This is a genomic window from Pseudomonas sp. P1.31, assembly GCF_001269815.1.
Taxonomy (GTDB): Bacteria; Pseudomonadota; Gammaproteobacteria; order Pseudomonadales; family Pseudomonadaceae; genus Aquipseudomonas; species Aquipseudomonas rustica.
Genome location: NZ_LHVN01000044.1, coordinates 159,796 through 181,623, shown reverse-complemented (window position 1 = coordinate 181,623; position 21,828 = coordinate 159,796). Strand labels below are relative to the sequence as shown.

Sequence of the window (21,828 nt, the reverse complement as noted above, 5' to 3'; positions counted from 1 at the left end):
CACATAACAGCTTGCAGCTTGTAGCTTGCAGCTCTTGGTTAAACGCTTTTTCGGAGCGAACAATGATTTCCAAAGAAGGCCTCACTCATCACATCTCTGCGCAGTTCAACGCTGAGCTTGAGGAAGTGCGCAGCCACCTCCTGGCCATGGGCGGGCTGGTCGAGAAGCAGGTCAACGACGCGGTGACCGCGCTGATCGAGGCCGACTCCGGTCTGGCTCAGCAGGTGCGCGAGATCGACGACCAGATCAACCAGATGGAACGCAACATCGACGAAGAATGCCTGCGCATTCTTGCCCGTCGTCAGCCGGCGGCGTCCGACTTGCGTTTGATCATCAGCATCTCCAAGTCGGTGATAGACCTGGAGCGCATCGGTGACGAAGCGACCAAGATCGCCCGCCGCGCGATTCAGCTGTGCGAAGAAGGTGAAGCGCCGCGTGGTTACGTCGAGGTTCGCCACATCGGCGACCAGGTGCGCAACATGGTGCGCGATGCGCTGGACGCGTTCGCCCGTTTCGACGCCGATTTGGCGTTGTCGGTGGCGCAGTACGACAAGATTATCGACCGCGAATACAAAACCGCCCTGCGTGAGCTGGCGACTTACATGATGGAAGATCCGCGCTCTATCTCGCGCGTGTTGAGCATCATCTGGGTGCTGCGTTCGCTGGAGCGCATCGGCGACCATGCGCGCAACATCTCCGAACTGGTGATTTACCTGGTGCGCGGCACCGACGTGCGCCACATGGGCCTCAAGCGCATGAAGGAAGAAGTTCAAGGCACAAGCGGCGAAACCGCTAATGTTCCGGACGTTGCTGACGATAAGTAAGATTGCCTGAGTAAAGCGCCCGGCCCTTTGGCCGGGCGTTTTCGTTTACAGCTTTCGATAAAAAAGCAGCACCCGCGAACGAAAAGTCCCGGCGTGACTGAAGAGTTTTGGCAATGTGCCATCAGCCAGCGTTATGCTTGCCGGGATTTTAATAGGGGTGTTGGATGAGCAAGATCAGTGTGTTGGTCGTGGACGACGCGTCGTTCATTCGTGACCTGGTGAAAAAGTGCCTGCGCAATTACTTCCCGGGGATCCGCACCGAGGACGCCATCAACGGCAAAAAGGCTCAAGCCATGCTGACCAAGGAAGCGTTCGACCTGGTGCTGTGCGACTGGGAAATGCCGGAAATGTCCGGCCTCGAACTGCTGACCTGGTGCCGCGAGCAAGACAACCTGAAAACCATGCCCTTCATCATGGTCACCAGCCGTGGCGATAAAGAGAACGTGGTGCAGGCGATTCAGGCCGGCGTTTCCGGTTACGTCAGCAAACCGTTCACCAACGAGCAACTGCTGACCAAGGTCAAACAGGCCCTGAACAAGATCGGCAAGCTCGACGCCCTGATGAACAGCGCCCCGACCAAGATGAATTTGGCATTCGGCAACGATTCCCTGAGCGCATTGACCGGCGGTAAAGCGCCCGTGGTTGCAGCACCTGCCCCGGCAGCTGCACCGGCGCGCGGTTTGCTCAACAGCCCGCCCGTCAAAGCACCTGCCGCTTCGGCAGCGCCAAGCGGTGGTCGTGGGCATGGCCAGTTGCGGCTGCCGAGCGGCACGCAGCAATGCGTGATCAAAGCGTTGAGCCTCAAGGAAGCGCTGCTGGTGGTGAAGCGCAGCGAGAACCTGCCGCAGATCCTCGACAGCGCGGTGCTCGATCTGGAGCAGGGCGACAATGCCGAGATCGCCCGTCTCAATGGCTATCTGCATGCCGTGGTCGCGCATGAGCAAAAGCCCGACAGCGAATGGCTGCAACTGACCTTCCGCTTCGTCGATCAGGACGCACAGAAGCTCGACTACATCTCCCGCCTGATCGCGCGTGGCACGGCGCAGAAGCACTTCATCCCCGGCGCGTGATCACAAGTTTCAGCCTGATCGTTCCCACGCTCTGCGTGGGAACGCCTCAACCGGACGCTCCGCGTCCTCGCTGCATGGGACGCGGAGCGTCCCTGGCGGCATCCCTACGCAGAGCGTGGGGACGATCAGCAATTACAGGGGATCGCATTCCAATGTAGGAGCTGCCGAAGGCTGCGATCTTTTGTTTTGCCTTTAGCCAAATTGAAACATCTGTCGACTCCCCCGGTCTGTTTCACCTGCTAGGCTCTTTTCAGGCCTTCCTTCGACAGACTCTTGCCCATGTTCGCGCGCCTGCTGTTTCTCTGCGGTTTTCTCTTGGCCTCTACCTCGGCTGTGGCCGTCACTGTCTACAAATCCACCGATGCCAACGGTGTGGTCTCGTACAGCGATCGCCCGAGCAAAGGCGCGAAGGAGTTCGTGTTTCAGGATCGCATGGTCGAGCACCTGGAGCGTCAGGTGTACCTCGACATCAAGAAGCAGAAGGGCGGCGACGTGGTGTTCGTGCGCAACGACCTGTACGCGCCGGTCGAGATCGCGCTGGCGTTTATCAGCCTGAGCAACGTGCGCGGTGCGCCGGCAAAAGCCATCCGTCGGGTGCTGCCGGCGCGCAGCAAAACCCGGATGGCAATGTTGACGCCGATAACCGCTGGCCAACCGCTGCAATACTCACCGCAGTTTCAATATTCCCTCGGCAACCCCGTTGGCGTCGCGCAGAGCTATCGCTATCCGCTACCGTGGCGCGGCGGGCCGTTTCGCTTGAGTCAGGGTGCTGAGGGGCAGTACAGCCACTTCGGGCCGAAGAATCGTTACGCGATGGACATCGCCATGCCGGTCGGCACGCCAATCATCGCGGCGCGCGCGGGCGTTGTGGTGAAGGTCGAAAACTCACAGAGCGGTCGCGGCACCGACCCGTCCGGCAACTTCGTGCGGGTTTTGCACAATGACGGGACGATGGGTGTGTACCTGCATTTGAAGCAAGGTTCGGTGAGCGTCAGGGAAGGGCAGCAAGTGACGGTCGGCAGTCCGCTGGCGCTGTCCGGCAACACCGGCAACAGCAGCGGCCCGCATTTGCACTTTGTGGTGCAGCGCAACACGGGGCAGGGGCTGGTATCGATTCCGTATCAGTTCAACCAGCCACTGGGCGCGTTGCCCAACTTTGCGTTGGGCAAACAGTGATGCGGTGAAGATCAACTGTGGCGAGGGGATTTATCCCCGATGGGCTGCGAAGCAGCCCCAAATCCTACAACCTCGCCATACCTGACAGATCGCGTTTGCTGGCTTTGGGAGGGCTGCGCCCTCCATCGGGGATAAATCCCCTCGCCACAAAAGCCGCCCGCCATCCTGATCAATCCAGCATCAACACCTTCGCCAGCACAATCTTCGGGCCTTTCATCTTTTTGATAATGATCCGCAGGCCTTCGACTTCCAGCACTTCTTCCTCTTCCGGCACGCGGTTGAGGGTTTCATAGACCAGGCCGGCGAGGGTCTCCGCTTCGATGTGATCGAGGTCGATGCCGAGCAGACGCTCCACCTTGAACAACGGCGTGTCGCCACGCACCAGCAGCTTGCCCGGCTGATAGGCGAGGATGCCGCGTTCAGCCTTGCGGTGTTCGTCCTGAATGTCGCCGACCAGCACTTCCAGCACGTCTTCCATGGTCAGGTAGCCGATGATGTTGCCGTCAGCCTCCTCGACCACGGCGAAGTGCGAGCCGCCCTTGCGGAACTGCTCCAGCAACTGCGACAGCGGCATATGGCGCGACACGCGCTCCAGCGGACGGGTCAGTTCAGCCAGGTTGAACGACTCGGGAATGTGATCCAGCGCCGCCAGTTCCAGCAGCAGATCCTTGATGTGTAGCAGGCCGACGAACTCCTGACGCTCGCTGTCGTACACCGGATAACGGCTGAACTTGTGGCGACGGAACATCGCCAGAATTTCCTTCAGCGGCGCGTTGAATTCCAGCGAGATCAGGTCTTCGCGGGAGTTGGCCCAGTCGACCACTTCCAGCTCGCCCATTTCCACCGCCGAGGCCAGCACACGCATGCCCTGGTCGCTGGGGTTCTGGCCTCGGCTGGAGTGCAGAATCAGTTTCAGTTCTTCGCGGCTGTAATGGTGTTCGTGGTGCGGGCCGGGTTCGCCCTGGCCGGCGATGCGCAGAATCGCGTTGGCGCTGGCGTTGAGCAGGTAAATGGCCGGGTACATCGCCCAGTAGAACAGGTACAGCGGCACCGCCGTCCACAGCGACAGCAGCTCCGGTTTGCGGATCGCCCACGACTTGGGGGCCAGCTCGCCGACGACGATGTGCAGGTACGAAATGATGAAGAACGCGGTGAAGAACGAGACGCCTTTGACGACCTCGGCCGATTGCACACCGACCGCGCTCAGCAGCGGCTCAAGAATGTGCGCGAACGCCGGCTCACCGACCCAGCCCAGGCCCAGGGAGGCGAGGGTGATACCGAGCTGACACGCCGAGAGGTACGCATCGAGCTGACTGTGTACGGTGCGCAGGATATGCCCGCGCCAGCCGTTCTGTTCAGCGATGGCCTCGACGCGGGTCGAGCGCAGTTTGACCATGGCGAATTCCGCCGCAACGAAAAAGCCGTTGAGCAAAACCAGGATCAGAGCAAAAAGGATCATGCCGAAATCGGCAAATATTGTTGCGAGGGACAAGCCAGGGGAAGGGTCCATGATGGAGTTTTGCGGGTTCCGTATGATTCAAAAAAAGGTAAAAGCCGCGCCTGAAAGGCAGGCACAAGTCAGCCAATGTAGCGGCTGACCGGGCGATTGCCTAGTGGCGCGTGCCGGGCGGCATCATTCGCTGGCGCTGATCGCCCGTGCATGTGCCACCTGAGCCGGGGCGAAATGGCAGGTGAACGTGCTGCCGTGGCCGGGCACGCTGCTGATCTCCATCCGTGCGCGATGGCGCAGCAACACGTGTTTGACGATGGCCAGGCCTAGCCCGGTGCCGCCGGTGTTGGAGTTGCGGCTGGAGTCGACGCGGTAGAAACGTTCGGTCAGGCGCGGCAGGTGTTTGCTGTCGATGCCGATCCCGGAATCCTGCACGCTCAGGTGCGCGCCTTGATCGTCGCCCGACCAGCGAATGCGGATATTGCCCTCGGCCGGGGTGTACTTCACCGCGTTGAACACCAGATTGGAAAACGCGCTGCGCAACTCCGCCTCGCTGCCCTTGAGCAGAATGCTCGCATCGGCTTCGAGGGTGATGTGCTGGTTTTTTGCGCCGGACAATTGCTGCGCATCGCTTTTGATCGATTGCAGCAACGTGTCGATCTGTACTGGCTGGTTGTCCGACGGGTAATCAGTGGCTTCCAGTTTCGCCAGCAGCAACAGGTCGTTGAGCAGCGTCTGCATGCGTCCGCCCTGTTGTTGCATCTGCTGCAGGGCTCGGCTCCAGCGCGGGTTCCCCTCTTCGACGTTGTCGAGCAGGGTTTCCAGATAGCCGCAGATCACCGTCAGCGGTGTGCGCAGTTCGTGGGAAACGTTGGCGATGAAGTCTTTGCGCATCTGTTCCAGCTGATGGATGCGCGTGACGTCGCGCACCAGCATCAAGTGTTCATTGTTGCCGTAGCGGGTGATGTACAGCTGAATGCGCAGGCGATCATTGGTCGGCGAGGGGATTTCCAGCGGCTCGGCGTAGCTGTCTTGCTCGAAGTACTCCTTGAAGCGCGGATGGCGCACCAGGTTGGTCACCGGTTGGCCGCTGTCCTGCGGGGTCTTCAGACCCAGGAGGGTTTCCGCCGCGCGGTTCCACCATTCCAGATTGCCGTCGCTGTCGAGCATGATCACCGCGTCTTTCAGCGCGGCGGTGGATTCCTGAACCCGGTCGATCACCGCTTGCAGACGTCCGCGTACGCGTTGGTCGCGGCGTTGCAGGTGATAGATGCTGTCGAACACCTCACCCCACAGGCCATAGCCATCGGGCGGTGCTTCATCGGGTTCGTGGAGGCGCAGCCATTCATGCAACCGCAGCAACTGCTTGAGCGTCCAGGCCAGGTAAATACCCAGACCTGCAGCAAGGCTCCAGCCGTAATAGCCGGTGATCAGGCCGATCACCAGGCAGGCGGTGACCAGCAATAGCATGTGGCGAATCAGGGTGCCATGCCAGTTTTGATTCACGGAGCGTCCTTAACGCAGCTTCGAGTTTCAAGCCACAAGCTTCAAGCTAAAGCGGATCGGCTTCAACTTGCCGCTTGTAGCTAGACGCTTGCAGCTGCTGTTTTATGCCTTGGTGGAAAACCGATAGCCAGTGCCGCGCACGGTTTGTACCAGATTTTCGTAGGCGTCGCCGAGTGCCTTGCGCAGGCGGCGGATGTGCACGTCAACGGTGCGCTCTTCAACATAGACGTTGCCGCCCCAGACCTGATCCAGCAACTGGCCACGGGTGTAGGCGCGTTCCTGGTGGGTCATGAAGAATTGCAGCAGACGGTATTCGGTCGGGCCCATCTCGGCCGGTTTGCCGTCGATGGTCACGCGGTGGCTGATCGGGTCGAGCAGCAAGCCACCGACTTCAATCGGCGCTTCGCCATCAGTCGGGCCGGCGCGGCGCAACACGGCTTTGAGGCGGGCGACCAGTTCACGCGGGGAAAATGGTTTGGTGATGTAGTCGTCGGCACCGACTTCCAGACCCTGGATCTTGTTGTCCTCTTCGCCCTTGGCGGTGAGCATGATGATCGGGATATCCCCGGTCAGCTCGTCACGCTTGAGGCGGCGGGCCAGCTCGATGCCGGACGTGCCTGGCAGCATCCAGTCGAGCAGGATCAGATCCGGCTTGCGGTCGACAATGATGGCGTGCGCCTGCTGCGAGTTCTCTGCCTCGAGGCAGTCATAGCCGGCCATTTCCAACGCAACGGCGATCATTTCGCGAATGGGCGCTTCGTCGTCGACGATCAGAATGCTCCTGCCAACCATGCCTTAATCCTCTTGTCATTTAACTGTCTTGCGCCGCATTAGATAACGGAATTATTGCAGTCGTGTGACAGTATTTTAGTCGCCCGGCGATTGGCGCGATCCTGAACTAAGCTTTAAGTCCGAATCCTGACAACCACAAAAGAAGGTTTCCATGACTCAAATGACTGTTTCTTTCAAAGCGCTGATGCTTGCCGCTGCCCTGGCATTGCCATCGATGGCATTCGCCGCCGACCCGGCGATGGAAAAGGACGGCATGTACACCGATCACAAGGGCATGACCCTGTACACCTTCGCCAAGGACTCTGCGGGCAAGTCGATGTGCAATGACAAGTGCGCGACGAACTGGCCGCCATTGATGGCTGCGGCGGGCGATAAGTCGATGGGTGACTGGACTGTCATCAAGCGTGACGACGGCAAAATGCAGTGGGCCTACCAAGGCATGCCGCTGTACACCTTCGTGATGGACAAAAAGGCCGGTGACATGACCGGTGACGGCAAAATGGACGGCGCCTGGAAAGTCGCCAAAGCCAAGTAACCGCATTGCCTTTGTAGGTGCTGAGCTTGCTCGCGAAAGCGGTGTGTCAGTTAACGCATGTGCTGACTGATACGACGTCTTCGCGAGCAAGCTTTGCTCCTACAAGGTTCTATGTTTAGCGCAGTGCGTAATCCAGCACGATCCCGACGAATATCGCCAACCCGGCCCAATGGTTGTGCAAGAACGCCTTGAAACAGCGCAACCGGTCGCGATCCCGCGTGTACCAGAACTCCCACGCGTAGCAACCGGCAGCGACCAGCAAACCAAGGTGAAACCACGTCCCCAACTCAAACTTCGACCCTGCCAGCAACAGGCAGCCCAACGACAACGCCTGCAAACTCAGGATGATCACCCGATCCGCTTCGCCAAACAGAATCGCCGTCGACTTCACGCCGATCTTCAAATCGTCATCGCGGTCGGTCATCGCGTAATAGGTGTCGTAACCCACCGTCCACAGCAGGTTGGCGATCCACAGCAGCCACGCCGCCGCCGGCAGCTCTCCCGTCTCCGCAGTGAACGCCATCGGCATGCCCCACGAGAACGCCGCGCCCAGCACCACCTGTGGGTAATAGGTGTAGCGCTTCATGAACGGGTAAGTGAACGCCAGCGCCAGACCGCCCAGCGACAACCAGATGGTCGGCGCGTTGGTGCACAGCACCAGCAGAAAACTCACGCCCATCAACAGCGCAAAAAACACCAGCGCTTCTTTCGAACTGATCCTGCCGGCCGCCAATGGCCGTTGCGCGGTGCGTTTGACGTGGCCGTCGACCTTGCGATCGGCCCAGTCGTTGATCACGCAGCCGCCGGCGCGGGTGAGGATTACGCCGAGGACAAAAATCACCACGTTGGCCAGCGATGGCGAGCCTTTGCCGGCAATCCACAGCGCCCACAGGGTCGGCCACAGCAGCAGGTAAATGCCGATCGGCTTGTCCATCCGGGTCAGCTGAATGAAATCCCAGGCGCGCGGGTTCAAACGGTTCAGGGACTTGAGCAGGCTCTGATACATCAGCAGTTCTCCGGATGGGCGCGGGCGGTGCGCCACAGGCTCGGCAGGAAGATTTCCGCGACCAGCACGCTCAGCGCGCCACGGTCGAAACGCGAACGACGGCCCCACAGTGCGGGCGCCTTGGCGGCGGGCGGCAGCCATTCTTCAGGGTAGTGGCAGACTTCGAGTGCGCGGCGCTGGAACGCCTGATCGCAAAACAGCAACTCGCCCAACGAGCGGCTGCCGAGTTCGTCCATGTGCAAACCGTCGCCCTGCAACGCGGCGCGCGAAGCGACGCTGCGGGCGAACACCCAAGCCTCGCCATGGCCGCGCAAATACACCTCGCGCACCCAGCCTTCGCTGCCTGCGGCCAGATCCAGCGCCGCGCATTCGTCGGCGCGCAGGGTGTCCCAGCCTTCGAACAAGGGCGTCACGCTGAAGCCGTCGTTAGACAAACGGGTGAGTCGGCGGGTCAGGGAGCCTTCGTCGAACAGCCAGTCGAGGGTCAACGAATCGGGGAGGGGCGTCAGTCGGCTTTGAGTCAGCCAGAGCGGGGCCGGAGAGGAATTTGTCTGTTGCACAATGAGTCATTATTGGCCGCAAATGAGGCGGCGAGCTTACCATGGCGAGCTGCGATATTGAGCGATCCGGGTCGCCGTTGCGCCGAACAGGCTTGCATCTGCGCGGCTCCATCAGTACAAAACGCGCTGAGCCGGACGGCAGCGCAACACCCATCGACCGTCCGCGCCGGCAAAAGCCTGAACCCCTGAGGAAGTACCTGAATGAAAAAGTGGCAATGTGTGGTCTGCGGCCTGATCTACAACGAAGCCGACGGCTGGCCGGATGACGGCATCGCGCCGGGCACTCTGTGGCAGGACGTGCCGGAAGACTGGCTGTGCCCGGACTGCGGCGTCGGCAAAATGGACTTCGAAATGATCGAAATCAACTAAGTAAATCCAAAGGAGTAAGGCATGAGCGCACCAGTCGTCATCATCGGCACCGGCCTGGCGGGCTATAACCTGGCCCGGGAATTTCGCAAGCTCGACAGCGAAACTCCGCTGCTGTTGATTACCGCCGATGACGGCCGCTCTTACTCCAAGCCGATGCTCTCCACCGGTTTCGGCAAAAACAAAGACGCCGATGGCCTGAGCATGGCCGAGCCGGGCGTCATGGCCGAGCAATTGAAAGCCGAAGTGCGCACCCACACGCGCATCAGCGGAATCGATGCCGGCCACAAGCGTCTGTGGATCGGCGAAGAAGCTGTCAGCTATCGCGATCTGATCCTCGCTTGGGGCGCGGAAACCGTGCGCGTGCCGGTCGAAGGCGATGGTGCCGAACTGGTGTTCCCGATCAATGATCTCGAAGACTACGCGCGATTCCGTGCCGCAGCCGCCGGCAGGCGCCGCGTGCTGCTGCTCGGCGCCGGTCTGATTGGCTGCGAATTCGCTAATGACCTGATCCTTGGTGGCTACGAAGTGCAATTGGTCGCGCCGTGCGAGCAGGTTATGCCGACGCTGTTGCACCCGGCCGCTGCCGCCGCTGTGCAGGCCGGACTGGAAAGCCTCGGCGCCAAATTCCACCTCGGCCCGGTGCTGACCCGTTTGCAGAAAGTTGCTGAGGGTCTGGAAGCGCACCTCTCCGACGGTCAGGTCATCGCCTGCGATGTGGTGGTCTCGGCCATCGGTCTGCGCCCGCGCATCGATCTGGCGGCGGCTGCCGGCGTGCAGGTCAATCGCGGTGTCGTGGTTGATCGCCATTTGAAGACGTCCCACGCCAATATCTACGCCTTGGGCGATTGCGCCGAGGTCGATGGGCTGAATCTGTTGTACGTAATGCCCCTCATGAGCTGTGCGCGTGCGCTGGCACAAACCCTGGCGGGAAACCCTACAGCGGTGACCTACGGCCCTATGCCCATCACCGTGAAAACCCCGGTGTGCCCGTTGGTTGTTTCGCCGCCGCCACGCGGTAGCGAAGGCGTCTGGACGGTCGAAGGGCAGGGCGCCGACGTCAAAGCGTTGTGCCATAACGCAGACGGTCAGTTGCTCGGTTATGCGCTGACGGGCGCGGCGGTGATGGAAAAACTCGCCCTGAACAAACAGCTTCCAGCCTTGCTGGCGTAAATACCGGTCGTTCTGTCGGAATCACCCCGCTTTTGCCCCCACAAAGATCCGGGTGAGACTGGCGCAGGCTTTAACCGCGTGCCATCCTCACTCCCGTCTGCCGCAGAGTAGAGCACCTGCGGCGCCTTGGGCGCTGTTCCAACGAGGACAGCACGGACATAACAACAAAAAACCGTCAAAGGGGCTTCACTAATGCGTAAACCAGAACTCGCCGCTGCAATCGCTGAAAAAGCAGATCTGACCAAAGAACAGGCCAACCGCGTTCTCAACGCCGTTCTCGAAGAAATCACCGGCGCTCTGCACCGCAAGGACAGCGTCACGCTGGTGGGCTTCGGCACCTTCCTGCAACGCCACCGCGGCGCCCGTACCGGCAAAAACCCGCAAACCGGCGAGCCGGTGAAAATCAAGGCCAGCAACACCGTTGCGTTCAAGCCAGGCAAATCGTTGAAAGACAGCGTCAATCCATAATTGCAACGAACTCCCTAAATAATGGGGAGAACGGTTGCGGAAAAGTGGGCATACCGATTGAATCGGATGCCCATTTTTTATGCCTGATGGTTTCTACATATCGTTGTATGGCGATCGCCATTAATACTCTTGCAACAATATGCACATTGTATGCAATCCACTCGGCCGATAATCCCTCCTATATAAAAGCCATCATTGTGATGGCACTTTTTTAATTGTCTGTTGTCACGCGGCGTTTAATTGAAACAGCAATGAAGTCTTTCAGAATTTTCCTACATCGGGATTTTTCAAAACTTGTCATGCTCCGCTCTGCTTCCGGCGACTCGTCCGGCTCCTGTTCTCAAGGGCGCTGGCGACTGCTCTGGATCGAGGCTTTGCGGCCGGTTCGACCAGAGCGATGCTATTAAAATGGCATCGGGGATTCCCTGACGGAATATAGGGAAACCTCCTACGTGATTTAAAGAACACTTCGTCTTGTTGTTTAATCAGATGCTTGCTAGTGGCCATCATAGTGATTACGATGCGCGCACTTGAAAGAGCACAAACTCAATTGGATGAGTCCCGTACCCGCTCTTCGATACTGTCCCGCGCCGATGCAATTCCAATAGGCGCATGACCGTAATCCTTAATAAAGGCCATGGATGTCCTACTCAAGCAAACTTTCCGCTCATTACCTCGAACTCGCAAAAGTCTCTGTTTCCAAAGAGAATTTCGCGGGCGAAGACGTTCGTTTTTCGAGCGAATTCGAGGCATTGGAAAGCGAGCTGAGCAAAGCCTCGTCGATGCACGAAAGCGGGCAGATCGACTGGCTGAAAATCCGTGAGAACAGCGAAAACCTGCTGCGTACCCAATCCAAGGATTTGCGTGTCGGCGCCTGGCTGACCTGGTCGTTGTACCAGCGTGAATCCTTCCCCGGGCTGCTGGCCGGCCTCGGTTTGCTGCACCATCTGTCGGAAAACAACTGGGCCGACGTCCACCCGCTCAAACCCCGCACCCGTGCCGCCGCCATCGGCTGGCTGGTGCCGCGTCTTGAGCAGGTCATCACCGAAAACATTGCGATCAAAGAGCAGTTGCCGATGTTTCGGCAGCTCTCCGATCACCTCACCGGTCTTGAAGCCGCTTGCGCTGAGCACTTGGGCGATGAGTCGCCGTTGCTGCTGCCGATCTCCCGTCGCCTGAAAACCATGATCCAGCGCGCTGCCGACAATCAGCCGGCCCCCGGTGTGGTGGGCGCAGCGGTGGCGCAAGTCAAGCAGGCCGCGACCCAGTTGCTCACCCCTGGCGCGCCGATCGACAACGAAAAAGACGCGCACAAAGCATTGCGCGCCCAGCAAGACAGCGCTCGCCCGTTGTGTGCCTGGTGGCTCAAGCAGAAAGCCACTGACCTGCGCGCCTTGCGCCTCAACCGCACGCTGTTGTGGATGACCATCGACGCGGTGCCTGAGCGCAACGCCGAGCAGATCACCATGCTGCGCGGCCTGCCGGTCGATAAGCTCAAGCTCTATCAGGATCGTTTCGATCAGGGCAAATACGCGGATTTGCTGGTGGAACTGGAGGCGAGCCTGGCGAAGGCGCCGTTCTGGTTCGATGGCCAGAGGATGGTCTGGGAATGTCTCCAGAACCTCAACGCCGAGCTGGCCATGCGCGAAGTGGAAATCCACTTCGCGCTTTTGGTTCAACGGCTGCCCGGCATTATCGAACTGCGTTTCCATGACGGCGCACCGTTCGCCGATCCCGCTACTCGGGCGTGGATCGCCGCTAACGTCATCCCGCATCTGCAAAGCGCCAGCGCGCCGCGCAAGGTCGAAAGCGACAACGTCGAAACCCAGCCTGCCTGGGAAAAAGCCCTCGAAGAGGTGCTGCCGATTCTGCGCAAGGAAGGCCTCAAGCCTGCCGTGCAGATTCTCAAGCAAGGACTGCAAGCCGCTCAGGGTGGGCGCGTGCGTTTCTTCTGGCAGTTCGCCCTCGCACGGTTGTGCTTCATGGCCAAGAAATACGAACTGGCCAAGAACCAGCTGGAAACCCTCGATCAGACATTACAGGACTCAGGCCTGCACGCCTGGGAGCCCGATCTTGCATTGGAAGTGCTGCATTTACTGCATAGCTGCTGCGAGTTGTTGCCGCAGAACCATGCCGTACGTGAACGCAAGGAAGAGATTTATCGCAGGCTGTGCCACCTCGATCTCGAAGTGGTACTCGAATAGGCCCCAGGGCCACAACCGCAAGGAGAAAAGCCATGGCCAAAGAAGGCTCGGTAGCCCCCAAGGAACGCATCAACGTCACCTTCAAACCCGCCACCGGCGGTGCTCAGGAAGAGATTGAACTGCCGCTGAAGCTGCTGGCAATCGGTGACTACACCCACCGCAAGGACGAACGCAAGATCGAAGATCGCAAGCCGATCAGCATCGATAAGGTGACCTTCGACGAGGTGTTGGCCAAGCAAGAGCTGAGCCTGTCGATGAACGTGCCGAACCGTCTGCAGGAAGAAGGCAGCACGGAAGAGTTGGGCGTGCAGCTGCGCGTCAATTCGATGAAGGACTTCAACCCGGCCAGCCTGGTCGAGCAAGTGCCTGAGCTGAAAAAACTGATGGAACTGCGCGATGCGCTGGTGGCCCTCAAAGGCCCGCTGGGTAACGCCCCTGCGTTCCGTAAAGCCATCGAAGGCGTGCTCGCCGACGACGAATCCCGCGGTCGCGTACTCGGTGAGCTGGGCCTCAACGCCGCAGCCCCGGACGCCTGAACCCAGCAGCCAAGGAAGCCAACACAATGAGCACTAGCGCAGCACAAGAGAAAGGCGCCGCGAGCGGCGAGTACAGCATTCTCGACAGCATCATCGCCGAAACCCGTCTGACCCCGGACGACGAAGCCTACGACATCGCCAAACGCGGCGTGTCGGCCTTCATCGAAGAACTGCTCAAGCCGCAGAACAACGGTGAGCCGGTCAAGAAAGCCATGGTTGACCGCATGATCGCCGAGATCGATGCCAAGCTCAGCCGTCAGATGGACGAAATCCTGCACCACCCGGATTTCCAGGCGCTGGAATCGTCGTGGCGTGGTCTGCAGCTGCTGGTCGACCGCACCAACTTCCGCGAAAACATCAAGATTGAAATCCTCAACGTCTCCAAAGAAGACCTGCTGGACGATTTCGAAGATTCGCCGGAAGTCATGCAGTCTGGCCTGTACAAGCACATCTACACCGCTGAATACGGCCAGTTCGGTGGTCAGCCGGTGGGCGCGATCATCGCCAACTACTACATGTCGCCAAGCTCGCCTGACGTGAAACTGATGCAGTACGTGTCCAGCGTTGCCTGCATGTCTCACGCGCCGTTCATCGCTGCGGCCGGCCCGAAATTCTTCGGTCTGGAAAGCTTCACCGGCCTGCCGGATCTGAAAGATCTGAAAGACCACTTCGAAGGCCCGCAATTCGCCAAATGGCAGAGCTTCCGGACTTCGGAAGACTCCCGCTACGTTGGCCTGACCGTGCCGCGTTTCCTGCTGCGTAACCCGTACGACCCGGAAGAAAACCCGGTGAAATCGTTCGTGTACAAGGAAACCGTTGCCAACAGCCACGAGCACTACCTGTGGGGCAACACTGCTTACGCGTTCGGCACCAAGCTGACCGACAGCTTCGCCAAATTCCGCTGGTGCCCGAACATCATCGGCCCACAGAGCGGTGGCGCTGTTGAAGACCTGCCGCTCCACCATTTCGAAAGCATGGGCGAAATCGAAACCAAGATCCCTACCGAGGTTCTGGTCAGCGACCGTCGTGAATACGAACTGGCCGAGGAAGGCTTCATCTCCCTGACCATGCGCAAAGGCTCAGACAACGCGGCGTTCTTCTCCGCGAGCTCGGTGCAGAAGCCGAAGTTCTTCGGCATCAGCGCAGAAGGCAAGGCTGCAGAGCTGAACTACAAGCTCGGCACTCAACTGCCGTACATGATGATCGTCAACCGCCTGGCTCACTACTTGAAAGTGCTGCAGCGCGAGCAACTCGGTTCGTGGAAAGAGCGTACCGACCTTGAGCTGGAACTGAACAAGTGGATCCGTCAGTACGTTGCCGACCAGGAAAACCCGAGCGCCGAAGTGCGTGGCCGTCGTCCGCTGCGCGCTGCGCAAATCATCGTCAGCGACGTTGAAGGCGAGCCGGGCTGGTACCGCGTGAGCTTGAACGTGCGTCCGCACTTCAAGTACATGGGTGCCGATTTCACCCTGTCGCTGGTTGGCAAGCTGGACAAAGAGTAAGAGCGACTCATGGACGGATACGGCAGCCTTTTCGAACGCCTTAATGGCGACGCAGAAAAACGCAGTGGTTGGAGCCGCGAGGTTTCCGCCATGGCGTCCGTGGCTGCCCATCTGGCCAAAATGCTCAGCACCCGGGCCGGCAGCGTGCAAACGCTGTCCGACTACGGGTTGCCCGATCTCAATGACATGCGTCTGAGCCTGCACGACTCTCTGAGTCAGGCCCGTCTGGCCATCGAATGCTTCATCGAAGCCTACGAGCCGCGCCTGAGCAACGTGCGTGTCATTTCCCTGCCGCGTGATCACGATCAGCTGCGCCTGGCCTTCAGCATCGAAGGCCTGCTGGAAGTTGATGGTTTCAAGCGCCAGGTCAGTTTCGCCGCGCGCCTGGATGGCAGCGGACAAGTGAAGGTCAACTAAGGAGATTCCCGATGTCTGGCAAACCCGCAGCACGCGTATCCGACCCCACCGCTTGCCCGCTCCCCGGCCACGGCACCAACCCGATCGCCGCCGGTTCCGGCGACGTGTTCTTCGACGGCCTCGCGGCCGCCCGCCAGGGCGATGCCTCGGCGTGTGGTGGTGCGATGTCGGGAGGTTTGGCCACCACTGTTTTGATCAACGGCAAACCTGCCGCGACGGTTGATTCGGTGGGGACACACGGCAACAAAGTTACGGCTGGATCCGGGACGGTGATTATCGGAAATTCGCATTCGCCCGCGCCATTTTCGGGGCTTGCCGCTATAGCGGTTGTCGCGGCGCTGGATTACCGACTGGGTTTGAAGTCCGGTGGCAACTCGGTACTGACGCCGCTGGAAATTCCAGACTTCGACGAGCTGAAATCAGGAACATCGGAAAACCGTGAGTTGGTCGATTTCGTCGTCGAGAACCGCATGGACGCAGCTGACAGTGTGAAGCTGGAAGTGCTGGACGGCGAGAAGCTGGTATACGCCGAAGCCAATACCGCGCCGTTCCTCCCGCCAGGCAAACACCCATGGCAATGGGACGGCTACGACACGGCCGGCATCCTCGATACCAAAGTCCTGAAAAGCCCGAACCTGAAAGTGCGCCTCACCGCGACCGGGGCGGGGAAGCAGCAAGTGACTGAAGTGAAGCTTGATTGCTCGGCTAAAAAGGTGAAATGGGTCGATGTGCGTGTTGACCGCAACGCCAAGACCGTTGAAGTCACGTTACGCCCGAGCTTTTCGGATGGCGGCAGCAGTGGCTCCACACCCGGACTGGTACCCACGCCTTTCAGCACGTTGCTCGGCTGGGCCAAGGAAGGTATCGAGTTGTACTGGTCGCGTAATGGCTCACGCGGCGGCGGTATCGCCGAGGGCATCACGACCAGCAAAGGCCTTTACAAAGTCACCGTCAAAACCGAGATCAACGTCGAGCCCAAAGCCGGGAATTTCCCTCTGATTGATTCGCTGTCGGCGGACTTCGGACGTTCCACCAGCCTGGCTATTGCAAGAAAGGTTTATCACAACGCCGGCTATGCCTATGAAAGCTACGTTGTTCAACGACGTCGATCTCCAGAGTTCGCTAAAGACATTGCCAGAGAAGAGTTCAAAGAAACGTCGGCTCATGAGTTTGGTCATTTGATTCTTAATGAGTACGGCGGTGGAATCATCCCCGGTTACTCCTGGACTCACAAAGAAACATCGACATTGATGCAAAACCCTAAGGACAACCACCCGACGCCGAACGCCGGCGAGGTGGATGTCATGCATTACTTCAGCAGTTACACGCAGTCCTCCGCTGATCTGCAAAAAAGAATGGCGGCGTCTGAACAGGACGTCAAAAGCCTGCTTTGGCTGGCAAGGGTCGAGTTCGATGACTAGGTTGACCGGTCTCATCTTGCCGTTCGTTTCCCTTTATGGCTGCGCTGCTCAGCAGGTGTACAACAACCATGTGTATGTCGAAAACCGCTGTGGCCAGCGCTTGGCAATGAGGGTTTCCAACGGCTCGAACCTGTATTCGCAGGATCGCCACATGACTGCCGAACCGGATTCCCGTGCCATGGTCGCGAGTTTTGCTTCCTATGGTGAGGATGTGATGGAGCAGATCCCGCATAACCATCTGTTGAAGATCAACGATGCTGCTGGCACCAGGATTATCGGCGCTCTGGAGTTGAAGAGGCGCCTGAGTGGCGTGCAGAAGGTCAGTCAAGGGACACAGCGCGAGTGGACAATCAGCGAGGCTTCGGTTTGTCCATGAAACTGCCTAGGACGATTTTGATGATGAGATGGGTAAGCTTCTTCGCGTGCTTCGTTTCGCTGGCTGCATGCGCTGCGCAGCAGGTCTATCGCAATGATGTTTACCTGCTGAACACTTGTGGAGTACCACTGGAGTTGGCGTTGGCGAACGACTCCAACTATGACGATCAGCCACGCAGCTTCACGTTAAACCAGAACCAGCGCAGTTCTATCGGCAACTACCAGTCATTCGGTGAAGACGTATCGGGTCAGATCAGCGACAAGTACAGCCTGTCGATCAAAAGCCAGAACGGGACTAAGTCCATCGATGCGCAGACGTTGCGAAATGCAGTAGCGAGCATCAAAAAAACTGAAGAAAAAGCTGTCCGCTCTTGGACGATCGATACCGGGGCTTTCTGCCCATGAAGCACATGTTCGGGTCGGCTCGATGAAACTCAGAGCCTGGCAATGCCTTGTCGCTTTCCTCTGCTCGGTCGGTTTGCTGACGATTCTGGTGGGATTTGCGTTGCTGTTGCGAATGGAAAGTTCGACCGAACCAAAGCTGTTCGCTCATCCCCACGCGTTGTGGATTGGCGCCGAGGATGGCGGGGTTTTTGTCGAGATCACCAAGCACGAAGCGCCGGACTATTACGTAGAAATTCGTCAAGAAAATGGTGAGATGTGGACTGAAGGCTGGGTTCGCTATGGCAACAGGGACAGTCATCCACTCAGCGCTGCGGCAATTGGTGGCTACGACGGTGAAGAACTCTATGTCTATACGGGTGTCGCGATCACGCCGCAAAAACAGGGAGTTGCGCAGCGATGAATAAATATGTGCCAGCGACCCCGGGGCAGGAGACGGACGCATGACCGATTCAGGTCGCTTCGCAATGATTTGGCTGCAGCGCTTGCTACTCGTGGTGGGAGCGATCGCCTGCATGCTCTATTTTGCTGCGCACGCGCTTTCCAACGCGTTGATGTTGCTAATGGACCGCGAAAATTTTATCCCTGCGCAGTCGTCCATCTGGACATTCGAACCTTACGAAATCAATCAAGGTTCTTCGTCTTACTGGCTCTACGGTGAGGACAGGGACAACTATTACTTTTTTGCGTACGTCCCTGAACATTCATATCGCGTAATCGCAAAAGACAATTGGTGCGCAGGCTTCGACAAGCGTGATGTCCGCACATGGTGCATGGATCACGCTGTGGAGGTTCGCCGATGACCGACTCATCAAGCGAGATGCTCATGCTCGGTCGCGCGCAACTCAGCTTCTTCATGGCTGCATTGTGGTGGCCATTGATGGCGGTGTTGGCGATCAGTTCCTGTGACCTGTGGAATGGCGAGTATTCAACACCCGAGTCGTCCGGAATTTATTGGCAGTACTTGTTGTGGTGGGGAATTCCCGGGCTTCTGGGCTTTTCGCTGTGGATGTCCCGATCGGCGCAGAGCCGCAACGAGCAACAGGCACTGCGGATGGTTTGGTGGGCGCCGGTGAAGTTCATCCCGTTCTACGCCGTGCCATGGATGCTGTATGGCTTGTTCAGTCTGATCGTCGGGCCGTCCAGTGACGCTTACATGGCGTACGGCTGGATCTCGATTGTGCCGTTTCTCCTGATTGGCGGTTACGTCTGTGCCGGCGTGACGGTCGCGCTCTACAGGATATTTTTTTGATGAGTTCCACTACCAGGCAGGTACCCCGTGTCCTTTAACCACTACTACCAAAGCGAACTCACCGCACTGCGCCAACTCGGTCGCCGTTTCGCCGAGCGTAGTCCGGCGCTGGCGCCGTATCTGGGCCAGGCCGGGCGGGATCCGGATGTGGAGCGGTTGCTGGAAGGCTTTGCGTTTCTGACCGGGCGCCTGCGCCAGAAGCTCGATGACGAACTGCCGGAGCTCAGCCATTCGCTGATGCAATTGCTCTGGCCCAACTACATGCGCCCGCTGCCGGCGTTCAGCATTTTGCAGTTCGATCCGCTCAAGCGTTCGGGCCCGGCGCTGGTGGTCGAGCGTGATACGCCGGTGGAGAGCAAGCCGATCGAAGACGTGCGTTGCCGCTTCCGCACTTGCTACCCGACTGAGGTGTTGCCGCTGGATCTCGCGGCGTTGAATTACTCGGTGAAGGGCGACGGCTCGCTGCTCAGCCTGCGTCTGGAAATGAGTGCCGACGGCCACCTCGGTGAGCTGGAACTGAGCAAGCTGCGCCTGCACTTTGCCGGCGAGCGTTACATCAGCCAGATGTTGTACCTGAGCCTGCTGCGCAACCTCGAAGGCATCGAACTGATTCCGCTCGACGGCGCCGGCAAGCCAATTGATGGCGTCAGCGGCAAGCCGATGGCGTTCAAGATTCCCGGTGACCGGGTCACCCCGGTGGGCTTTGCCGAAGAAGAAGCGTTGATCCCGTATCCGCTGAACACCTTCCGTGGCTATCGCTACCTGCAGGAATACTTCGCCTTTCAGGACAAATTCCTCTTCGTCGACGTCAACGGTCTGGACATCCTCAACGCGCTGCCGCAGGACACCCTCAAGCAGATGCGCGGCCTGGAATTGCGCTTCGACATTCGCAAGAGCGGCATCCTGCGCATGCGCCCGACACTGGATAACGTGAAGCTGTTTTGCACGCCGATCGCCAACCTGTTTGCCCACGATGCGTTGCCGATTCGTCTCGACGGCAAGCAGGACGAATACCTGCTGCTGCCCGCGGAATACGATCTGGAAAACTGCGGTGTGTTCTCGGTGGAAACCGTGACGGGCTGGAAGCCCGGCGGCCTCGGTTATCAGGAATACGTGCCGTTCGAATCCTTCGAGCACGACCCGAGTTTCGACGTGCCCAACAGCCGTCCGCATTACAGCATTCGCCAGCGCTCGTCCTTGCTGCACGACGGCCTCGACACTTATTTGAGCTTCGGCATTCGCCACACCGAAGCCCACGAAACCCTGTCGATCGAGCTGATCTGCACCAACCAGAATCTGCCGCGCAAGCTCAAGCTCGGCGACATCTGTGTGGCCTGCGAAGAGACGCCGGAGTTTCTCAGTTTCCGCAACATCACCCCGGCCACGTCGAGCTTCGCGCCGCCGCTGAACCGTGACTTCCTGTGGAAGCTGATCAGCAACATGTCGCTTAACTATCTGTCGCTGGCGGACGTCAATGCGTTGAAGGTGATTCTCGAAACCTACGACTTGCCGCGCTACTACGACCAGCACGCAGAGAAGGTCAGCAAACGCCTGCTCGGTGGCCTGAAGAATATCAAGCACCACCACGTCGATCGCTTGCACCGTGGCTTGCCGGTACGCGGCTTGCGCACCGAGCTGACCATCGACCCGGAAGGGTATATCGGCGAAGGCGATCTGTTCGTCTTCGCTTCGGTTCTTAACGAGTTTTTCGCGCTTTACGCCAGTCTCAATTCATTCCACGAGCTGCGAGTAAAAAGCACACAGGGAGAGGTGTACCAATGGACACCACGTATGGGCCTGCAGCCCCTGCTTTAAGCGGGCTCACCAAGGCGATACGCGAGTACTCGCTGTTTCAGGCAGTGCTGCTGGTGATCGATCGGCTGCGCGAGGCACACCCGTACCTGAGCGAAGACGATTTGTACGATCAGCTGGAATTCCAGGCCAATCCGAGCCTGGGTTTTCCCGGCAGCGACGTCGATCGCGTGGAGTTTTTCGAAGAGCACGGGCAGATGCGCGCGCGCATGCGTTTCAACCTGATCGGCCTGGTCGGTTCCGGTTCGCCGCTGCCGGCGTTCTATGGCGAACAAGCCTTGGGCGATAGCGAAGACGGCAACCCGACGCGCAACTTCCTCGACCTGTTCCACCATCGTTTGCAACGGCTGATGCTGCCGATCTGGCGCAAATACCGCTACCGCGCAAGCTTCCAGAGCGGCGCGCTCGACCCGTTTTCGGCGCAGTTGTTTGCGCTGATCGGCCTCGGTGGCGAAGAGATTCGCAAGGCCAAGGAACTCAACTGGAAACGCCTGCTGCCGTACCTCGGTTTGCTCAGTCTGCGCGCGCACTCGGCTGCGCTGATCGAAGCCGTGTTGCGTTACTACTTCAAGCACGAAGACCTGGTCATCGAGCAGTGCATCGAGCGCCGCGTCGAGATTCTCGAAGAACAGCGCAATCGTTTGGGCCGCGCCAACAGCCTGCTCGGCGAAGACCTGGTGCTCGGCGAGCACGTGCGCGACCGCAGCGGCAAATTCCGCATTCACATCACCGAACTCGACTGGCAGCGATTCCATGAATTTCTGCCGATCGGTTTTGGTTACCAGCCGCTCTGCGCGCTGGTGCGGTTCACCCTGCGTGACCCGCTCGATTACGACATCCGCCTGGTGCTGCGCCAGGAAGAAATCCGCGAACTGCGCATCGGTGAGCAGAACGCCTGTCGCCTCGGTTGGACCAGTTGGCTGGGCCGCGAAAAAGCGGACGGCGTGGTGACCCTGGGCAGCAAAATTCATTAAGGACGTG

The 21,828-nt window shown here is 59.1% G+C and carries 23 protein-coding genes and 1 pseudogene; 19 read left to right on the top strand and 5 right to left on the bottom strand.

The window, feature by feature from the left end; all coding sequences use genetic code 11:
* Window positions 1-62 precede the first annotated feature (62 nt).
* The 3 genes from phoU to AD669_RS26865 all read left to right on the top strand — a co-directional run bounded on the left by phoU (window position 63) and on the right by AD669_RS26865 (window position 3,070).
* Window positions 63-824: a phosphate signaling complex protein PhoU gene (gene phoU, locus AD669_RS26875; protein ID WP_053125136.1), complete on the top strand. Its 762-nt coding sequence runs from the start codon at window positions 63-65 to the stop codon at window positions 822-824.
* A 164-nt stretch (window positions 825-988) separates the two neighbouring features.
* Entirely contained in the window at window positions 989-1,894 is a 906-nt protein-coding gene (locus tag AD669_RS26870) for a response regulator (protein WP_053125133.1), read from the top strand.
* Between the two features lie 279 nt (window positions 1,895-2,173).
* Window positions 2,174-3,070, top strand: a complete 897-nt coding sequence (locus tag AD669_RS26865; RefSeq protein ID WP_053125131.1) for a peptidoglycan DD-metalloendopeptidase family protein — start codon at window positions 2,174-2,176, stop codon at window positions 3,068-3,070.
* A 169-nt stretch (window positions 3,071-3,239) separates the two neighbouring features.
* Here the strand turns inward: AD669_RS26865 and AD669_RS26860 are convergent, their stop codons facing one another.
* The 3 genes from AD669_RS26860 to phoB all read right to left on the bottom strand — a co-directional run bounded on the left by AD669_RS26860 (window position 3,240) and on the right by phoB (window position 6,818).
* Entirely contained in the window at window positions 3,240-4,580 is a 1,341-nt protein-coding gene (locus AD669_RS26860; RefSeq protein ID WP_053125129.1) for a hemolysin family protein, read from the bottom strand.
* 123 nt (window positions 4,581-4,703) lie between these two features.
* On the bottom strand, window positions 4,704-5,990 hold the full coding sequence (phoR, locus tag AD669_RS26855) for a phosphate regulon sensor histidine kinase PhoR (protein WP_256218981.1): 1,287 nt from the start codon (window positions 5,988-5,990) through the stop codon (window positions 4,704-4,706).
* Window positions 5,991-6,128: 138 nt separating this feature from the next.
* Window positions 6,129-6,818 carry a phosphate regulon transcriptional regulator PhoB gene (gene phoB, locus AD669_RS26850; RefSeq protein WP_007896474.1) on the bottom strand — a complete coding sequence of 230 codons (690 nt, stop codon included), beginning with the start codon at window positions 6,816-6,818 and terminating at the stop codon, window positions 6,129-6,131.
* A gap of 151 nt (window positions 6,819-6,969) precedes the next feature.
* On the opposite strand from phoB, the gene AD669_RS26845 reads away from it, so the two are divergent.
* The gene (locus AD669_RS26845) at window positions 6,970-7,353 is read left to right on the top strand and encodes a hypothetical protein (RefSeq protein ID WP_053125125.1); all 384 of its coding nucleotides are present in this window, start codon (window positions 6,970-6,972) and stop codon (window positions 7,351-7,353) included.
* Between the two features lie 115 nt (window positions 7,354-7,468).
* Here the strand turns inward: AD669_RS26845 and ubiA are convergent, their stop codons facing one another.
* The gene (ubiA, locus tag AD669_RS26840; protein ID WP_053125123.1) at window positions 7,469-8,359 is read right to left on the bottom strand and encodes a 4-hydroxybenzoate octaprenyltransferase; all 891 of its coding nucleotides are present in this window, start codon (window positions 8,357-8,359) and stop codon (window positions 7,469-7,471) included.
* The gene (locus AD669_RS26835) at window positions 8,359-8,919 is read right to left on the bottom strand and encodes a chorismate lyase (protein ID WP_053125121.1); all 561 of its coding nucleotides are present in this window, start codon (window positions 8,917-8,919) and stop codon (window positions 8,359-8,361) included. Before AD669_RS26835 ends, ubiA begins: the two co-directional genes overlap by 1 nt.
* A 201-nt stretch (window positions 8,920-9,120) precedes the next feature.
* Between AD669_RS26835 and AD669_RS26830 the strand changes: the two genes are divergently transcribed.
* From AD669_RS26830 to tssG, 15 genes and pseudogenes are all read left to right on the top strand, one after another.
* On the top strand, window positions 9,121-9,288 hold the full coding sequence (locus AD669_RS26830) for a rubredoxin (protein WP_007954349.1): 168 nt from the start codon (window positions 9,121-9,123) through the stop codon (window positions 9,286-9,288).
* Between the two features lie 21 nt (window positions 9,289-9,309).
* Entirely contained in the window at window positions 9,310-10,458 is a 1,149-nt protein-coding gene (locus AD669_RS26825) for an FAD-dependent oxidoreductase (RefSeq protein WP_053125119.1), read from the top strand.
* Window positions 10,459-10,650: 192 nt separating this feature from the next.
* Complete coding sequence (locus tag AD669_RS26820) at window positions 10,651-10,926, top strand: HU family DNA-binding protein (protein ID WP_003213368.1); 276 nt, start codon at window positions 10,651-10,653, stop codon at window positions 10,924-10,926.
* Window positions 10,927-11,567: 641 nt separating this feature from the next.
* Complete coding sequence (tssA, locus tag AD669_RS26815) at window positions 11,568-13,130, top strand: type VI secretion system protein TssA (RefSeq protein ID WP_053125117.1); 1,563 nt, start codon at window positions 11,568-11,570, stop codon at window positions 13,128-13,130.
* Between the two features lie 32 nt (window positions 13,131-13,162).
* Window positions 13,163-13,666, top strand: coding sequence for a type VI secretion system contractile sheath small subunit (gene tssB, locus AD669_RS26810; protein WP_053125115.1), 504 nt, complete (start codon window positions 13,163-13,165; stop codon window positions 13,664-13,666).
* Window positions 13,667-13,692: 26 nt separating this feature from the next.
* The gene (gene tssC, locus AD669_RS26805; protein ID WP_042561804.1) at window positions 13,693-15,168 is read left to right on the top strand and encodes a type VI secretion system contractile sheath large subunit; all 1,476 of its coding nucleotides are present in this window, start codon (window positions 13,693-13,695) and stop codon (window positions 15,166-15,168) included.
* A 9-nt stretch (window positions 15,169-15,177) separates the two neighbouring features.
* Window positions 15,178-15,585: a type VI secretion system baseplate subunit TssE gene (tssE, locus tag AD669_RS26800; protein WP_053125113.1), complete on the top strand. Its 408-nt coding sequence runs from the start codon at window positions 15,178-15,180 to the stop codon at window positions 15,583-15,585.
* A gap of 11 nt (window positions 15,586-15,596) precedes the next feature.
* Window positions 15,597-15,914 (top strand): annotated as a pseudogene (locus AD669_RS29115) (PAAR domain-containing protein); the annotation flags it as partial.
* Between the two features lie 1,243 nt (window positions 15,915-17,157).
* On the top strand, window positions 17,158-17,382 hold the full coding sequence (locus AD669_RS28875) for a hypothetical protein (protein ID WP_256218970.1): 225 nt from the start codon (window positions 17,158-17,160) through the stop codon (window positions 17,380-17,382).
* On the top strand, window positions 17,379-17,786 hold the full coding sequence (locus AD669_RS26785) for a hypothetical protein (RefSeq protein WP_172680175.1): 408 nt from the start codon (window positions 17,379-17,381) through the stop codon (window positions 17,784-17,786). The genes AD669_RS28875 and AD669_RS26785 overlap by 4 nt, the downstream gene beginning before the upstream one ends.
* Before the next feature lie 22 nt (window positions 17,787-17,808).
* Window positions 17,809-18,186: a hypothetical protein gene (locus AD669_RS26780; RefSeq protein WP_053125105.1), complete on the top strand. Its 378-nt coding sequence runs from the start codon at window positions 17,809-17,811 to the stop codon at window positions 18,184-18,186.
* 40 nt (window positions 18,187-18,226) lie between these two features.
* A complete protein-coding gene (locus tag AD669_RS26775; RefSeq protein WP_053125103.1) occupies window positions 18,227-18,586 on the top strand; it encodes a hypothetical protein in 360 nt (119 codons plus the stop codon).
* Window positions 18,583-19,035: a hypothetical protein gene (locus tag AD669_RS26770; RefSeq protein WP_053125101.1), complete on the top strand. Its 453-nt coding sequence runs from the start codon at window positions 18,583-18,585 to the stop codon at window positions 19,033-19,035. The genes AD669_RS26775 and AD669_RS26770 overlap by 4 nt, the downstream gene beginning before the upstream one ends.
* 27 nt (window positions 19,036-19,062) lie before the next feature.
* On the top strand, window positions 19,063-20,850 hold the full coding sequence (gene tssF / locus AD669_RS26765) for a type VI secretion system baseplate subunit TssF (protein ID WP_053125099.1): 1,788 nt from the start codon (window positions 19,063-19,065) through the stop codon (window positions 20,848-20,850).
* Entirely contained in the window at window positions 20,814-21,821 is a 1,008-nt protein-coding gene (gene tssG / locus AD669_RS26760; protein ID WP_053125097.1) for a type VI secretion system baseplate subunit TssG, read from the top strand. Before tssF ends, tssG begins: the two co-directional genes overlap by 37 nt.
* Window positions 21,822-21,828 lie beyond the last annotated feature (7 nt).